Source organism: Mesorhizobium sp. M4B.F.Ca.ET.203.01.1.1, assembly GCF_004791025.1.
Taxonomy (GTDB): Bacteria; Pseudomonadota; Alphaproteobacteria; order Rhizobiales; family Rhizobiaceae; genus Mesorhizobium; species Mesorhizobium abyssinicae.
The window spans coordinates 247,634-262,524 of the sequence record NZ_SRUO01000006.1 but is presented as its reverse complement, the minus strand read 5'-3'; the positions used below and the strand labels follow the sequence as shown (position 1 = coordinate 262,524).

Annotated in this window: 14 protein-coding genes; 11 read left to right on the top strand and 3 right to left on the bottom strand. The window is 65.4% G+C overall.

Going from position 1 to position 14,891, the window contains the following annotated elements:
- Positions 1-122 precede the first annotated feature (122 nt).
- Genes EN846_RS16300 through lpdA form a run of 6 tightly spaced genes read left to right on the top strand, consistent with a single transcriptional unit; the run spans position 123 to position 7,706 of the window.
- Positions 123-3,110: a 2-oxoglutarate dehydrogenase E1 component gene (locus EN846_RS16300; RefSeq protein WP_127282093.1), complete on the top strand. Its 2,988-nt coding sequence runs from the start codon at positions 123-125 to the stop codon at positions 3,108-3,110.
- Between the two features lie 31 nt (positions 3,111-3,141).
- Positions 3,142-4,416 (top strand): 2-oxoglutarate dehydrogenase complex dihydrolipoyllysine-residue succinyltransferase, encoded by a 1,275-nt coding sequence (gene odhB / locus EN846_RS16295; RefSeq protein WP_127392492.1) that lies wholly within the window; start codon positions 3,142-3,144, stop codon positions 4,414-4,416.
- A gap of 10 nt (positions 4,417-4,426) precedes the next feature.
- Positions 4,427-5,002 carry a hypothetical protein gene (locus EN846_RS16290; RefSeq protein ID WP_127392493.1) on the top strand — a complete coding sequence of 192 codons (576 nt, stop codon included), beginning with the start codon at positions 4,427-4,429 and terminating at the stop codon, positions 5,000-5,002.
- Between the two features lie 54 nt (positions 5,003-5,056).
- Positions 5,057-5,524 (top strand): hypothetical protein, encoded by a 468-nt coding sequence (locus EN846_RS16285; protein WP_187331384.1) that lies wholly within the window; start codon positions 5,057-5,059, stop codon positions 5,522-5,524.
- Positions 5,521-6,276, top strand: coding sequence for an SDR family oxidoreductase (locus EN846_RS16280; protein ID WP_127392494.1), 756 nt, complete (start codon positions 5,521-5,523; stop codon positions 6,274-6,276). The genes EN846_RS16285 and EN846_RS16280 overlap by 4 nt, the downstream gene beginning before the upstream one ends.
- A gap of 23 nt (positions 6,277-6,299) precedes the next feature.
- Positions 6,300-7,706 carry a dihydrolipoyl dehydrogenase gene (gene lpdA, locus EN846_RS16275; RefSeq protein ID WP_127392495.1) on the top strand — a complete coding sequence of 469 codons (1,407 nt, stop codon included), beginning with the start codon at positions 6,300-6,302 and terminating at the stop codon, positions 7,704-7,706.
- 778 nt (positions 7,707-8,484) lie between these two features.
- Here lpdA and EN846_RS16270 read toward each other — a convergent pair.
- Positions 8,485-9,549, bottom strand: coding sequence for a TraB/GumN family protein (locus EN846_RS16270; RefSeq protein ID WP_127392496.1), 1,065 nt, complete (start codon positions 9,547-9,549; stop codon positions 8,485-8,487).
- A 62-nt stretch (positions 9,550-9,611) separates the two neighbouring features.
- Positions 9,612-10,550 carry a tyrosine recombinase XerC gene (locus EN846_RS16265; RefSeq protein WP_128345960.1) on the bottom strand — a complete coding sequence of 313 codons (939 nt, stop codon included), beginning with the start codon at positions 10,548-10,550 and terminating at the stop codon, positions 9,612-9,614.
- Positions 10,551-10,648: 98 nt separating this feature from the next.
- On the opposite strand from EN846_RS16265, the gene rimM reads away from it, so the two are divergent.
- Both rimM and trmD read left to right on the top strand, forming a co-directional pair.
- Positions 10,649-11,251, top strand: a complete 603-nt coding sequence (gene rimM / locus EN846_RS16260; RefSeq protein ID WP_127394037.1) for a ribosome maturation factor RimM — start codon at positions 10,649-10,651, stop codon at positions 11,249-11,251.
- Positions 11,248-11,943 carry a tRNA (guanosine(37)-N1)-methyltransferase TrmD gene (gene trmD / locus EN846_RS16255; RefSeq protein ID WP_127394038.1) on the top strand — a complete coding sequence of 232 codons (696 nt, stop codon included), beginning with the start codon at positions 11,248-11,250 and terminating at the stop codon, positions 11,941-11,943. The genes rimM and trmD overlap by 4 nt, the downstream gene beginning before the upstream one ends.
- Before the next feature lie 100 nt (positions 11,944-12,043).
- Here the strand turns inward: trmD and EN846_RS16250 are convergent, their stop codons facing one another.
- On the bottom strand, positions 12,044-12,796 hold the full coding sequence (locus EN846_RS16250) for a sulfite exporter TauE/SafE family protein (RefSeq protein WP_127309321.1): 753 nt from the start codon (positions 12,794-12,796) through the stop codon (positions 12,044-12,046).
- 313 nt (positions 12,797-13,109) lie between these two features.
- On the opposite strand from EN846_RS16250, the gene rplS reads away from it, so the two are divergent.
- From rplS to EN846_RS16235, 3 genes are all read left to right on the top strand, one after another.
- Positions 13,110-13,646 (top strand): 50S ribosomal protein L19, encoded by a 537-nt coding sequence (gene rplS / locus EN846_RS16245; protein ID WP_127282082.1) that lies wholly within the window; start codon positions 13,110-13,112, stop codon positions 13,644-13,646.
- 173 nt (positions 13,647-13,819) lie between these two features.
- Positions 13,820-14,254, top strand: coding sequence for an organic hydroperoxide resistance protein (locus tag EN846_RS16240; RefSeq protein ID WP_127309322.1), 435 nt, complete (start codon positions 13,820-13,822; stop codon positions 14,252-14,254).
- Positions 14,251-14,742 carry a MarR family transcriptional regulator gene (locus EN846_RS16235; protein WP_127394183.1) on the top strand — a complete coding sequence of 164 codons (492 nt, stop codon included), beginning with the start codon at positions 14,251-14,253 and terminating at the stop codon, positions 14,740-14,742. Before EN846_RS16240 ends, EN846_RS16235 begins: the two co-directional genes overlap by 4 nt.
- Positions 14,743-14,891: the final 149 nt, after the last annotated feature.

The window sequence follows — 14,891 nt, the reverse complement described above, 5'->3', positions numbered from 1 at the left end:
GTCAGTAGTGAAAAGGGAAGAACGGGCGAGTAGCGGTTGAGCGGAATTTCCATCTTTCTACGCACTACTGACTACTCACTATTCCCCTCGAAAGGAGACGGAGCCAGGCTCCGACAAGTGACATGGCACGACAAGATCAGGCCAACGACCAATTTTCGCTCACCTCTTTCCTCTATGGCGGCAATGCCGACTATATCGACGCGCTCTACGCCGCCTATGAGGACGATCCCGGCTCGGTCGATCCGCAGTGGCAGGACTTCTTCGCGGCGCTGAAGGACGACGCCGCGGACGTCCGCAAGAACGCCAACGGCGCTTCCTGGGCCAGGCCCTCCTGGCCGCTCTCGGCCAATGGCGAACTGGTCTCGGCGCTCGACGGCAATTGGGGCCTGGTCGAAAAGACGATCGAGAAGAAGGTCAAGGAGAAGGCGGTCACCAACGGCGTCGTCCTGTCCGATGCCGACGTGCACCAGGCGACACGCGATTCCGTGCGCGCCATCATGATGATCCGCGCCTACCGCATGCGCGGCCATCTGCATGCCAATCTCGACCCGCTCGGCATCGCCAAGCCGCTCGAGGACTACAACGAGCTGTCGCCAGAGAATTACGGCTTCACGTCAGCCGACTACGACCGGCCGATCTTCCTCGACAATGTGCTGGGGCTCGAGTTCGGCACGATCCGGCAGATGCTGGACATTCTGACCCGCACCTACTGCTCGACGCTCGGCGTCGAGTTCATGCACATCTCCGACCCCGAGGAGAAGGCATGGATCCAGGCGCGCATCGAGGGCGCCGACAAGGAGATCACCTTCACGGCGACCGGCAAGAAGGCGATCCTGCAGAAGCTGATCGAATCGGAAGGCTTCGAGCAGTTCGCCGACGTCAAGTACAAGGGCACCAAGCGCTTCGGCCTCGACGGCGGCGAGGCGCTGATCCCGGCGCTGGAGCAGATCCTCAAGCGCGGCGGCCAGCTCGGCCTGAAAGAGGTCGTGCTCGGCATGGCGCATCGCGGCCGCCTCAACGTGCTCTCCCAGGTGATGGCCAAGCCGCACCGCGCCATCTTCCATGAGTTCAAGGGCGGCTCGGCCGCACCCGACGAGGTCGAGGGCTCGGGCGACGTCAAGTACCATCTCGGCGCCTCGTCGGACCGCGAGTTCGACGGCAACAAGGTGCACCTGTCGCTGACCGCCAATCCTTCGCATCTGGAAATCGTCGACCCGGTGGTGATGGGCAAGGCGCGCGCCAAGCAGGACCAGTTCGCCGGGCGCGAGCGCGGCGAGATCGTGCCGCTGTCGGAACGCGCCAAGGTGATGCCGCTGCTGTTGCACGGCGACGCCGCCTTTGCCGGCCAGGGCGTGATCGCCGAGATCCTCGGCCTATCCGGCCTGCGCGGCCATCGCGTCGCCGGCACGCTGCATGTCATCATCAACAACCAGATCGGCTTCACCACCAATCCGCGCTTCTCGCGCTCCTCGCCCTATCCGTCGGATGTCGCCAAGATGATCGAGGCGCCGATCTTCCACGTCAACGGCGACGACCCGGAGGCGGTGGTGCACGCCGCCAAGGTGGCGACCGAGTTCCGCATGAAGTTCCACAAGCCGGTGGTGGTGGACATGTTCTGCTACCGCCGCTTCGGCCACAATGAGGGCGACGAACCGGCCTTCACCCAGCCGATCATGTACCGCGCCATCCGCACCCACAAGACGACGGTGCAGATCTATGCCGACCGGCTGATGGCCGAGGGCCACATCACCCAGGCCGAGTTCGACAAGATGAAGGCCGACTGGCGGGCGCATCTGGAAGCCGAGTGGGAAGTCGGCCAGAGCTACAAGCCGAACAAGGCCGACTGGCTGGACGGCGCCTGGTCGGGCCTGCGCACGGCCGACAACCAGGATGAGCAGCGGCGCGGCAAGACCGCCGTGCCGGTCAAGACGCTGAAGGAGATCGGCAAGAAGCTGACCGAGGTGCCGAAGGGCTTCGAGGCGCACAAGACGATCGTCCGCTTCCTCGAGAACCGCCGCCAGTCGATCGACTCCGGCGAAGGCATCGACTGGTCGACGGCCGAGGCGCTGGCCTTCGGCGCCATCCTGCTCGACGGCAACCCGATCCGGCTCTCCGGCCAGGATTCCGAGCGCGGCACCTTCTCGCAGCGCCATTCGGTGCTCTACGACCAGCGCGACGAGACGCGCTACATCCCGCTCAATAACCTGTCGGCGGCGCAGGCCGGCTACGAAGTCATCAACTCGATGCTTTCGGAAGAGGCGGTGCTCGGCTTCGAATATGGCTACAGCCTGGCCGAGCCGAAGGCGCTGACGCTGTGGGAAGCACAGTTCGGCGACTTCGCCAACGGCGCCCAGGTGGTGTTCGACCAGTTCATCTCGTCGGGCGAGCGCAAGTGGCTGAGAATGTCGGGCCTCGTCTGCCTGTTGCCGCATGGCTATGAGGGCCAGGGGCCGGAGCATTCCTCGGCCAGGCTCGAGCGCTTCCTGCAGCTCTGCGCCGAGGACAACATGCAAGTGGCCAACGTCACCACGCCGGCCAACTACTTCCACATCCTGCGCCGGCAATTGAAACGCGATTTCCGCAAGCCGCTGATCCTGATGACGCCGAAGTCGCTGCTGCGCCACAAGCGGGCGGTGTCGACGCTGTCGGAGATTTCGGGCGAAAGCTCGTTCCACCGGCTGCTGTGGGACGACGCGCAGCTGTTGCCGAACCAGGCGATCAAGCTGACCAAGGATTCCAAGATCCGTCGCGTCGTGCTGTGCTCGGGCAAGGTCTACTACGACCTCTACGAGGAGCGCGAGAAGCGCGGCATCAACGACATCTACCTGTTGCGCGTCGAGCAGCTCTATCCGTTCCCGGCCAAGGCGCTCATCACCGAGCTGTCACGCTTCCGCAATGCCGAGATGGTGTGGTGCCAGGAGGAGCCCAAGAACATGGGCGCCTGGTCGTTCATCGATCCCTATCTCGAATGGGTGCTGGCGCATATCGACGCCAAGCATCAGCGGGTGCGCTACACCGGCCGGCCGGCGTCGGCCTCGCCGGCGACCGGATTGATGTCGAAGCATCTCAGCCAGCTCGCCGCCTTGCTCGACGACGCGCTCGGCGAATAGAACTCAAGAAGAGACAGAACGGACAGGCACAATGGCTACCGAAATCCGCGTCCCCACCCTCGGCGAATCCGTCACCGAAGCGACCATCGGCAAATGGTTCAAGAAGGTCGGCGATGCGATCGCCGCCGACGAGCCGCTGGTGGAGCTCGAGACCGACAAGGTGACGGTGGAAGTGCCGTCGCCGAGCGCCGGAACGCTCGGCGAGATCGCCGCCAAGGAAGGCGAGACGGTCGGCGTCGGCGCGCTTCTCGGGTCGATCTCGGCCGGCGGCGAGGCGGCCGCTCCGGCGACCAAGCCGCAAGCCGTCTCGCAGGCCTCGAGCCCGGACGCGGCCTCCACCGTCAAGCAGGCCGCGGCCGAGACCGCCAAGATCGCCGGCGATGCCGGCGCGATCGAGCAGCGCACCATGCCGCCGGCGCCGGCGGCTGCGAAGCTCATCGCCGAGGCCAACCTCGCGGTCGACCAGATCACCGGCACCGGCAAGCGCGGCCAGGTGCTGAAGGGCGACGTGCTTGACGCCATCGCCAAGGGCGCGCCGTCGCAGCCGGCCGAGACGCCGAGATCGGCCCCGGTCGCCGTGCGCGCGCCGTCGCCGGCCGAAGACGCTCCGCGCGAGGAGCGCGTGCGCATGACCAAGCTGCGCCAGACCATCGCGCGCCGGCTCAAGGAAGCGCAGTCGACCGCCGCCATGCTGACCACCTTCAACGAGGTCGACATGAGCGCGGTGATGGCGCTGCGGGCCAAGTACAAGGACGTATTCGAGAAGAAGCACGGCGTGAAGCTCGGCTTCATGGGCTTCTTCACCAAGGCGGTGACGCATGCGCTGAAGGAGATCCCGGCGGTCAACGCCGAGATCGACGGCACCGACATCATCTACAAGAACTTCGCCCATGTCGGCGTCGCAGTCGGCACCGACAAGGGCCTGGTGGTGCCGGTGGTGCGCGACGCCGACCAGATGGGAATAGCCGAGATCGAGAAGGAGATCGGCCGGCTGGGTCTCGCCGCGCGCGACGGCAAGCTCTCCGTCGCCGACATGCAGGGCGGAACCTTCACCATCTCCAATGGCGGCGTCTACGGCTCGCTGATGTCGACGCCGATCCTGAATGCGCCGCAGTCGGGCATCCTCGGCATGCACAAGATCCAGGACCGGCCGGTCGTGGTCGGCGGCCAGATCGTGATCAGGCCGATGATGTACCTGGCGCTCAGCTACGACCACCGCATCGTCGACGGCAAGGAAGCGGTGACCTTCCTGGTGCGCGTCAAGGAAAGCCTGGAGGATCCGGAACGGCTGGTGCTCGATCTCTGAGTGATCCGGGATGGCTGAAGCAGCCGAGACCATCGACCTATTCGATCTGCTGAAGTCAGGTCGGGCCGGACCGATTGAGTTGGGCGAGAGCGGCCGCGAAGCCATTCGGGGGATAATTGATCCTGAGGATTTGCGAGCGGACAACCATTATCGCCACGGAGACACTACGTCCGCCTGGTGCATTTGCGGTTCGAACTGCGAGTTCTTTTTCAGTCCCGACTTTCGCTTGAGGTCGATCAGCGTCGAACCGATCGTTGGAATATTACAGCCAGGTGGAATGATGCCGACTTGGCGCGGTCATCTGCAGGTTGATCTTGGGCGATATCCGGTCACTTTTGCAGGCAGCGAACCGATGGCAATGCACGCATTGCCTAAAGCGTTGCGGTTCCTGAACAAAAAGGAATTTGCCTGGGCTATCGGTGGCGGTGAAGAGCGCGACGTCTATCTCGAACTGACGGAAAGCTCTCGTACATTGACCCTCAAATATGAGGTGAAAACCATTCCGGTCCAAGGCGATAAGAACATTGTCTTCGAGATAGACTATTTCTTGTCTTCGGTCATCGATCAGAGCGTTCAGGGCGGATAGACAAAAGTGGCGATCCGTACCTTCCTGTCAAAAAGTATATCGGCTGCATCGATAATGATCGGCGCGGCCGTGGCCGCAGGGAGGGCCCACGCCGCCTGCCCGCTGGAACTCGCCGTCTATGGCGATGCCGAAAGCGAGGCCGGCATCGATTTCAGGCCGACCATGGACTCGGCCACCGTCACCAACAGCTTCAAGATGGTGCTCGACAAGGGCGTGGTGCTGGACGGCATCGTCATGTGGACCGACGGCGTGGCGCGGCCTCACGGCTCGCTGATGTACAAATGCCGGACCGGCGACGTCACCGGCGATGAGCTCGCCGCCTGCACGGTGTGGGAAGGCGTCGTCTACAGCGCCGACGACAAGGGCAACATCGCGCTGCTGCCGGCCGAAGGCACGGAGGCGCCGAAAAGCCTGATCTTTCCGGATCTAGGTGCCTCGCTGCAGATGTCGGCCGCTTATGGCCCGGACGGCTTTTCCAAGGTGCCGTGGGATGTCTTCCTGCTGAAAGGCTGCCAGGAATGAGCGCGGACAAGAAGACGCTGCTGGTCACCGGCGGCAGCCGCGGCATCGGCGCCGCCATCTGCCGGCAGTCCAGCCAGGCCGGCTATCGTGTCGCTGTCAATTTTGTCTCCAACCAGGCAGTCGCCGAGGCGCTGGTCGCCGAACTCAAGGCCGCGGGCGGCGAGGCCATTGCCGTCAAGGGCGATGTCGGCAACGAGGCCGATGTGCTGGCAATGTTCGAGGCGGTGGACAAGGGTTTCGGCCGGCTCGATGCTTTCGTCAACAATGCCGGCATCGTCGACGCCAAGGCGCGCGTCGACGAGATGAGCGCCGCGCGGGTAGAGCGCATGATGCGCGTCAATGTCGTCGGCTCCTTCCTCTGCGCGCGCGAGGCGGTCAAGCGCATGTCGACCCGGCATGGCGGCAAGGGCGGCGGCATCGTCAACATCTCTTCCGCCGCGGCGAGGCTGGGTTCGCCCGGCGAATATGTCGACTACGCCGCCTCCAAGGGCGCGATCGACACGCTGACCATCGGCCTGGCACGCGAGGTGGTGCTCGAAGGCATCCGCGTCAACGCGGTCAGCCCCGGCATCACCGAGACCGAGATCCATGCCTCCGGCGGCCAGCCGGACCGCGTGGCGCGAATGCGGGACATGCTGCCGATGAAAAGGCCGGGCACCGCGGATGAAGTCGCGAGCGCGGTTCTCTATCTTCTGTCGGACGCGGCCTCCTATATAACGGGCGCGATCCTGAATGTGAGCGGCGGCCGCTAGGCGCCAGAGCAAAGGACAAGACCATGGCCTATGACGTCGTAATCATCGGATCGGGACCGGGCGGCTATGTCTGCGCCATCAAGGCGGCGCAGCTCGGGCTGAAGACGGCGGTGGTCGAGAAGAACGCCACCTTCGGCGGCACCTGCCTCAACATCGGCTGCATTCCGTCGAAGGCGCTGCTCCACGCCTCCGAGATGTTCGCCGAGGCCGGCCATTCCTTCGACACGCTCGGCGTCGAAATCGGCGCGCCGAAGCTCAACCTGAAGAAGATGCTGGCGCACAAGGACGCGACGGTTTCGGCCAACGTCAACGGCGTCGCCTTCCTGTTCAAGAAGAACAAGATCGACAGCTTCCGCGGCACCGGCAAGGTGGTTGGTGCCGGCAAGGTGTCGGTCACCGGCGAGGACGGCAAGGTCGAGGAGATCGAGACCAGGAACATCGTGATTGCCACCGGCTCGGATGTCGCGGGCATTCCCGGCGTCAAGGTCGATTTCGACGAGAAGGTGATCGTGTCCTCGACCGGCGCGTTGTCGCTGGACAAGGTGCCGGGCCATCTGGTGGTGGTCGGCGGCGGCGTCATCGGGCTGGAGCTCGGCTCGGTGTGGGCCAGGCTCGGCGCCAAGGTGACGGTGGTCGAATTCCTCGACACCATCCTCGGCGGCATGGACGGCGAGGTCTCGAAACAGTTCCAGCGCCTGCTCTCCAAGCAAGGCTTCGAGTTCAAGCTCGGCGCCAAGGTCACCGGCGTCGCCAAGGCCAAGAAGGGCGCCAGCGTCACCTTCGAGCCGGTGAAGGGCGGCACCGCCGAAACGATCGATGCGGACGTGGTGCTGGTCGCGACGGGGCGCCGCCCCTATGCCGACAGCCTCGGGCTGAAGGATGCGGGCGTCGAGATGGACGAGCGCGGCCGCGTCAAGACCGACGGGCATCTCAGGACCAACCTTCCCGGCATCTATGCCATCGGCGACGTCATCGCCGGCCCGATGCTGGCGCATAAGGCGGAAGACGAAGGCGTGGCGGTGGCCGAGATCATTGCCGGCCAGGCCGGCCATGTGAACTACGACGTGATCCCTAGCGTCGTCTACACCAGCCCGGAAATCGCCTCGGTCGGCAAGACCGAGGAAGAATTGAAGAAGGCCGGCGTCGACTACAAGGTCGGAAAATTCCCGTTCACGGCCAATGGCCGGGCGCGCGCCATGCTGCACACCGATGGCTTCGTCAAGATCCTGGCCGACAAGCAAAGCGACCGCGTGCTTGGCGTCCATATCGTCGGCTTCGGCGCCGGCGAGATGATCCACGAGGCGGCGGTGTTGATGGAATTCGGCGGCTCGTCGGAAGACCTCGCCCGCACCTGCCACGCGCACCCGACCATGTCGGAGGCGGTGAAGGAAGCGGCGCTGGCCACCTTCTTCAAGCCGATCCACATCTGAAAGGCTCGTATAAACTCTACTCCGGCGGCCATCTGGAGCGGTTCTCTGCGCTTCCGGTGCTCACGTACTTTAGTACGCTCCGCTCCGGTTCTCGAAAACCACTCCAGCTGACTCACCGGAGCGAGTTTCTAAGGGCCTTTCTCGCGCCTGCCACCAAACAAAACGGCCCGCCTTTCGGCGGGCCGTTCGTCGTTCAGGTAAGCCTGATTACGGAGACGGCGCAGGTGCCGGAGCGGGCGCCGGGGCCGGTGCTGGCGCGGGAGCCGGCTCTGGTGCCGGAGCGGGCGCTGGCGCAGGTGCCGGGGCAGGTTCGGCAGGCTTCATCGGCTCCGGAGCGGGCGCCGGTGTGCTCGCGGCCGGCGGCTCGGCGGGCGCCGGAGCTTCGCCGCTTCTTCCGAAAACATAGTAGGCAACAATGGCCAGGATAATGACCACCAGGGCAATCAGCCAGCCACTGCCGCCGCCGCCCGATCTGGGAGTGTCGTTAGGGTTCGCCATAAAAGTGTCCTCCGTGGATGAAAAGTATCAAATAACACCCGTCAACGCGCGACCGTTGAACGGGTTTCATACTAGGCCCGGAAAATGCTGAAAGCAGGGCAATTCTGACCTGGAATCCCCTGCCGGCATGCATTTCCACCACAAAATGGGTCGGGATCGAGCCGAACCCGGTCTTTCGAGACCATTCGGCACGAAACCGGAGGAGGTTTGCGCCGCCAAGTCACGAATCAGCCCGGCGCCGGCGCTCCCGCCCTATCGAGGCGCAACCCGGCCGTGCGGATCAGTCGACGGCGGTCACCGTGTAGCCGGCCTTGCGCAAATCCTCGACCAGGCCCTGCGGGCCCGGAAGATGCATGGCGCCGACCGCCATGAAGGCATTGCCTCGGGCCAGGAGCGGTCCGGCATGATCGGCCATCACCTTGTTGCGGCTGGTGATCATGGTCTCCTCGAACGCGGCATAGCCGGCCGGATCATCCTCGTCGCCGGGCAGGACGACGCGAAACAGCGGCCAGAACATGCCGGTCTCGCCGCTCTGGTAGAGAACGATCATGGTTTCGTTGACGTCGTTCACCTTGTCGCCGAGCTTGAGCGTGTCGACCAGACCCTTCATGTGGAAGGCCAGCGGAAGCGAGGCCATCGCATGAAGCTGATCGGCGACAGTCTCCAGCCCCTCGACGGATTTGCCTGAAGCCTTGGCGTCCTCGGCGAGCTTGACGTCAAGCACCGGCGCGCCGCCGGCCTTGCGCGCCAGCTCGCAGGCCGGCAGCGCAACCATGGCCGACAGCAGCCAGGGCTTCATCTTGGCGACGGTGGCCGGCGGAATGCCGCGCGCGTCGAGCGCCTTGTTCATGGCGGCAGCGTCGTCGGGCGACAAAAGCGAGGACAGCGTGGTGCTGTCGGTGAACATCATCAGGTCCGGCTCCTTGAGCAGGGCGGCCATCATCTTCTGCTGGTCGAGCACTTCCGTGGTCTCGATGACGACCGTATCGGCGGCGTCGAAAGCCTTCTGCGCAGCCGGCGGCAGCGTGGTGACGCGCGGATCGGTCATGTGCATGGTGCCAAACAGGAAGGAGGGCTTTTCGCCGGGCTTTTCCAGTTTCCACAGCAGGCCCTTGCCGTTGGGCGTGGCCGCCGCCTCGGCTTCGATCTTGCTGTAGACGGTCGGATTGTCCTTGCGCAGCGCGCTCAGCATGTCGGTGCCGCCGCAGGCCGGGGTCTCGGCGTGCGCCCGACCGGCAAGCAGCGCGACGATCAGGAAAGACAGGAAAAACAGGACGTTGAGCGCGACAAGCAGCTTCAGCGACACGAGGGCCGCGCGGTCAGCGATGGCTATGACGCGTTTCATAAGTCGCTTCTTACGATCAAAAAGCGGCAAAACGGTTAATCGGCGCAGCCAATTTGAAGGGTTCACGCCCTTGGGTGAGCAGATTCGTAAATCTCGAGCAGCCTTGCGGTGTCGACGCCGGTATAGACCTGGGTGGTCGACAGGCTGGCGTGGCCGAGCAGTTCCTGGATGGTGCGCAGGTCACCGCCGCGGCCGAGCAGATGCGTGGCGAAGGAGTGGCGCAAGGCGTGCGGAGTCGCGGTGTCGGGCAGGTTGAGCGCCGAGCGCAGCCTCGCCATGTCGCGCTGGACGATCGCCGGATTAAGCGGACCGCCGCGCGCGCCGCGAAACAGCAGGCCCTTCGGATCGATATGGAAGGGGCAGAGGCGGCGGTATTCGGCGACCGCGCGCAAGGCCACCGGCAGCACCGGCACCAGCCTGGTCTTGCCGCCCTTGCCGGTGACGCGCAGCACGGTGTCCGTTTCCGACGACAGCTCGGCGCCGGCGAGGCCAAGCGCCTCGGAAATGCGCAGGCCCGAGCCGTAGAGCAGCGTCAGCACGGCGGCGTTGCGGGCGGCGATCCAGGGTTCTTCCGCCAGCTGGCCCTGGACGGAAACGACCTCTTTTGCATCGCTCGCCGTCAGCGGCTTGGGCAGCGACTTCGGCTGGCGCGGCGCGCGCAACGCCGCCGCACCTGCGGCATTTGCGAGGCCGCGCCGTTCGAGGAAGCGCAGCAGTGAGCGGATGCCGGCCAGCCCGCGCCCGAGCGTGCGGGCGCCGGCGCCGGCGTTGCGGCGGGCGGCGAGGAAGCCGCGCAAATCGGCCGGGCGCAGGTCGGCGATGTCGGAGATGCCGGGCGGACCGCCGCAATGGCCGGTCAGGAAATGCAGGAACTGGCGGGTGTCGCGCTCATAGGCTTCCACCGTCTCCGGCGACAGCCGGCGCTCGCGTGCCAGCATCTTCAGCCAGTTCTCGCGCGCCGCCTGGAGGTCGGGCTTTGCCGGGATGAGGAATTCCTGCATGCGCCGCATTTTCGGGCAGCCAGGTTAGGAAGCGGTGAAGAGCGCGTCATTGAAATGACGGCTGGGGAGGGTTAGAGCAGGGCAAAGGATGTCGCGCCATGACCAAGCCCCAGAACCCCGTCCAGTTGGCCGTGATCGGCGCCGCGCATGGCATCAAAGGCGAGCTACGGGTGAAGACCTTCACCGGCGATCCGCTGGCGCTGGCCGACTACGGGCCGCTCTACGCCAAGGATGGCCGCGCCTTCCAGATCATAGACATCCGGCCCGCCAATACCGTCGTGGTGGTGCGCTTCAAGGGTGTCAGCGACCGCAACGCCGCCGAGGCGCTTTCCGGCACCGAGCTGTTCGTCGACCGCTCGATGCTGCCCGACGACGGCGAGGAGGACGAGTTCTACCACGCCGACCTGATCGGGCTGGAGGTCCGGGACGAGACAGGTGCTGCCATCGGCAAGGTGGTCGCCGTGCATAATTTCGGCGGCGGCGACATCCTCGACATCACGTTTGCCGGCCGCAAGGGCGTGCTGATTCCGTTCACGCAGGCCGCCGTTCCGCAGGTTTCGGTCGTCGAAGGGTTCGTCCGCGTCGATCCGCTGGCCGCCGGCCTGGTCGAGGACGAGGACGGCGAGGCCGCGCCCGGCCGCGACGGCTTCGATCCGAAGGGCCGGCCGCGCGGGCCGAAGGATGCCGGGGGCAACCGGTGAGTTTTGCCGCCTCGGTGCTGACGCTCTATCCAGAGATGTTTCCCGGCCCGCTCGGCCTGTCGCTGGCCGGCCGGGCGCTGGAAGCCGGCACATGGTCGCTTGAGGCGATCCAGATCCGCGATTTCGCCACCGACAGGCATCGCAACGTCGACGACACGCCGGCCGGCGGCGGCGCCGGCATGGTGATGCGCGCCGACGTGCTGGCAAAAGCCATCGACCATGCTTCGCCTCCCGGCGATGCGCGGCCAAGGCTGCTGATGAGCCCGCGCGGCAAGCCGCTGACGCAGGCCCGGGTGCGCGAACTTGCCGCCGGACCGGGCGCGGTCATCCTGTGCGGCCGCTTCGAAGGCGTCGACCAGCGGCTGATCGACGCGCGGGGATTAGAGGAGGTCTCAGTCGGCGACTTCATCCTGTCGGGCGGCGAGCCGGCGGCCCTGGTCCTGCTCGACGCGGTGGTGCGGCTGTTGCCGGGCGTCATGGGCAATGCCGTCTCGGGCGAGGAGGAGAGTTTCGAGAACGGATTGCTCGAGCATCCGCACTATACGCGGCCGCAGGAGTTCGAGGGCCGGCCGATCCCGGATGTGCTGATCTCGGGCAACCACAGGAAGATCGCCGAATGGCGGCGGGCCGAGGCGGAGAAGCTCACCAGGGAGCGGCGGCCGGATTTGCTGGCGGACGATCCGCCCCGATAGCTCGGGGCGGATCGTCCTTCTCTTTATCTGACCATGATCTTTTCCGAAAACCGGGTCCCGCTTTTCGCTTACGCGGTCCTGCGGTTCGGGATCATGGTTCTCAGCCCTTGGCGAAATAGTAGAAGGCCAGGAACAGGCCGACGGCGACGACGAAGCCGCGCACGACGTTCTGCGGCACGCGCTTGGCGATCCAGACGCCGGCATAGCCACCGAGGGCGCCGCCGGGGATCATGACGATCGCCTGCGGCCAGGCGACGACGCCGCCGGAGACGAAGACCAGGATGGCGATGGCGGCGATGACCACCGCCAGCATGTTCTTCATCGCGTTCAGCCGGTGGTAGTCGCCGGCCTGGGTGAGGCCCAGCGTGGCCAGCATCATGACGCCCATGCCGGCGCCGAAGAAGCCGCCATAGATCGAGGTCAGGAACTGGACGAGCGAACCGGCGAACGAGCCGACGGCCGGCTGGTGTCCGGGCTTCGGCGCCGGCTTCAGCCAGGGGCCGGCGGCGAAAAGGGCGGTCGCCGCCAGAAGCAGCCAGGGCACCAGCGCGCGAAAAGAGGGATTGTCGAGCGCCAGCAGGATAAGCGCGCCGGCCAGCGCGCCGAGGGCCGAGATCAAGCAGAGCAGCAATGCCTCGCGCCAGAAATGCCGGATGTCGGACGCGTAGGCGAGCGTCGAGGTTATGTAGCCCGGAAACTGCGTCACCGAGGAGGTGGCATTGGCGACGATCGGCGGCACGCCGACCAGCGTCATGGCGCCGAAGGTGATGAAGGTTCCGCCACCGGCCACCGCATTGGCGGCGCCGGAGACAAAACCCGCCAGAAAGAGCAGGATCGCGTCGAATGGAGACATCAGCACGTCGTCGGAGTAGGTTGTCCAGCCCGGATTAGGAAGCTTGACGGGCGCGCGCAACCCCGCGGCTGGCAATTGCGTGATGGCATGCGGCCAAAAAAGACAGGGCCAAGGCGTGACAAAGCGTCAAAATAGCTGTATGTGCCCGCCCGAACCGGAAGAACAATCTTTCGGAACCCGTCAACAATGACGGTGTAGCCGTCCCTGCCCGATGTCCTATGTTGGACAAAGGGCATAGCCGAGCGGTCATTGGAACTGCAAGGCGAGTCGAGGACGCTCTGACTGTCGGAAGAACAAGAAGTGGATATTTGAGATGGATCTCATCCGCCAGCTCGAGGCCGAACAGGCCGCCAAGATCGAAGCCAAGCGCAAGCTTCCCGAATTCCAGCCCGGCGACACCGTGCGCGTCCAGGTCCGCGTGACCGAAGGCAGCCGCACCCGCGTCCAGGCCTATGAGGGCGTCGTCATTGCCCGTTCCGGCTCGGGCTTCCAGGAGAATTTCACCGTCCGCAAGATTTCCTACGGCGAAGGCGTGGAGCGCGTGTTCCCGGTCTACTCGCCGATGGTCGAGGGCGTCGAGATCGTGCGCCGCGGCAAGGTGCGCCGCGCCAAGCTCTATTACCTTCGCGACCGTCGCGGCAAGTCGGCCCGCATCTCGGAGAACACCGGCGTGCGCGCCCGCAAGCTCAACGACGAGGAGCGTGATGCGCTGAACGCCGAGAAGGCGCGCATCGAGGCCGAGAAGGTCGCCGCCGCCGAGGCGCTGGCCGTCGAGAAGGCCGCGCAGGACGCCGCCGAGAAGAAGGCCGCCGCCGAGGCTGCCAAGGCCGCGGAAGCCGCCGCCGAATAAGCTTCTCGACAATTCGTTTATGGAAAAGGCGGCTTCGGCCGCCTTTTTTCGTTTGGTGGTGTCGAAAGCGTTTGGATTTGGCCGAGGCTCCGCCCGTGGATGACGACGTCGGGGTTGACATTCAAATATCTTGTACACTAGGTAATCGTGCACAAGATAACAGGAGACCACCTATGTCAGCACTCTACACCACCCAGGCCCGCGTCAGCGGCGGCCGCGCCGGCCACGCCGAGACCAGCGACGGGCTGCTCAAGGTCGATCTGGCAATGCCGAAGGAACTGGGCGGGCAGGGCGGCGCCACCAATCCCGAGCAGCTTTTCGCCGCCGGCTACGCGGCCTGCTTCGAAAGCGCGATCCGCTTCGTCGCGCGCAAGGAGAAGCTGCCGCTCGAAGACGCCGCGGTGACCGCCAGCGTCAGCCTCCACCCCAACGGCCAGGGCGGGTTCCGGCTCGGTGTGTCGCTGGCGGCGGAAACGAAAGGCCTTGATCACACGGCGGCGGAAGCGCTTGTATCGGCGGCGCACCAGATTTGCCCCTATTCCAACGCCATCAGGGGCAACATAGATGTTGCGCTTTCGACCGTGGCGCTTCCGGCAAAGGCAGCATGACAACAAGAACCACAGAGACCGTCAGCGACGTCCCGGCGGATAGCGCCGGGGCGATTGCCGTTCCGCGGCTGGACCAGCAGCTCTGCTTTGCGCTCTATTCGGCGAGCGGGCTGATGACCAAGCTCTACCGGCCGCTGCTCGATCCGCTGGGCCTCACCTATCCGCAATATCTGGCCATGCTGGTGTTGTGGGAGCGCGCGCCGAGCACGGTCGGCGCGCTTGGCGAAGCGCTGGGCCTGGATTCGGCGACGCTGACGCCGTTGATCAAGCGGATGGAAGCGGGTGGTCTCGTTACGCGCAGGCGCGACAGCGCCGACGAGCGCAGGGTGCTGGTCGAGCCGACGGCCAAGGGGCAGGCGCTGCGCGCCCGCGTGAAGGGTGTGCAGGCGGGCCTCGACTGCGCCATGCCGATGGAGCGCGCCGAGCTCAAGGCCCTGCATGGAACGCTCACCCGTCTCGTCGCCGGCTTGCGCGAGGCAACGGAATAGGCACCCGCCGAAGATGCTGCAAATCCGCTTCGTCGTGAGCATGGGATCAGCTTCCGCCACGTGGCGTTGCGGATCGACTTGCAAGGCGCTTGCGGAAAGCTAAAGTCGGCGCCGGATTTTCCTGCAAGCCCCGCGCCTTCGCGGGGCGT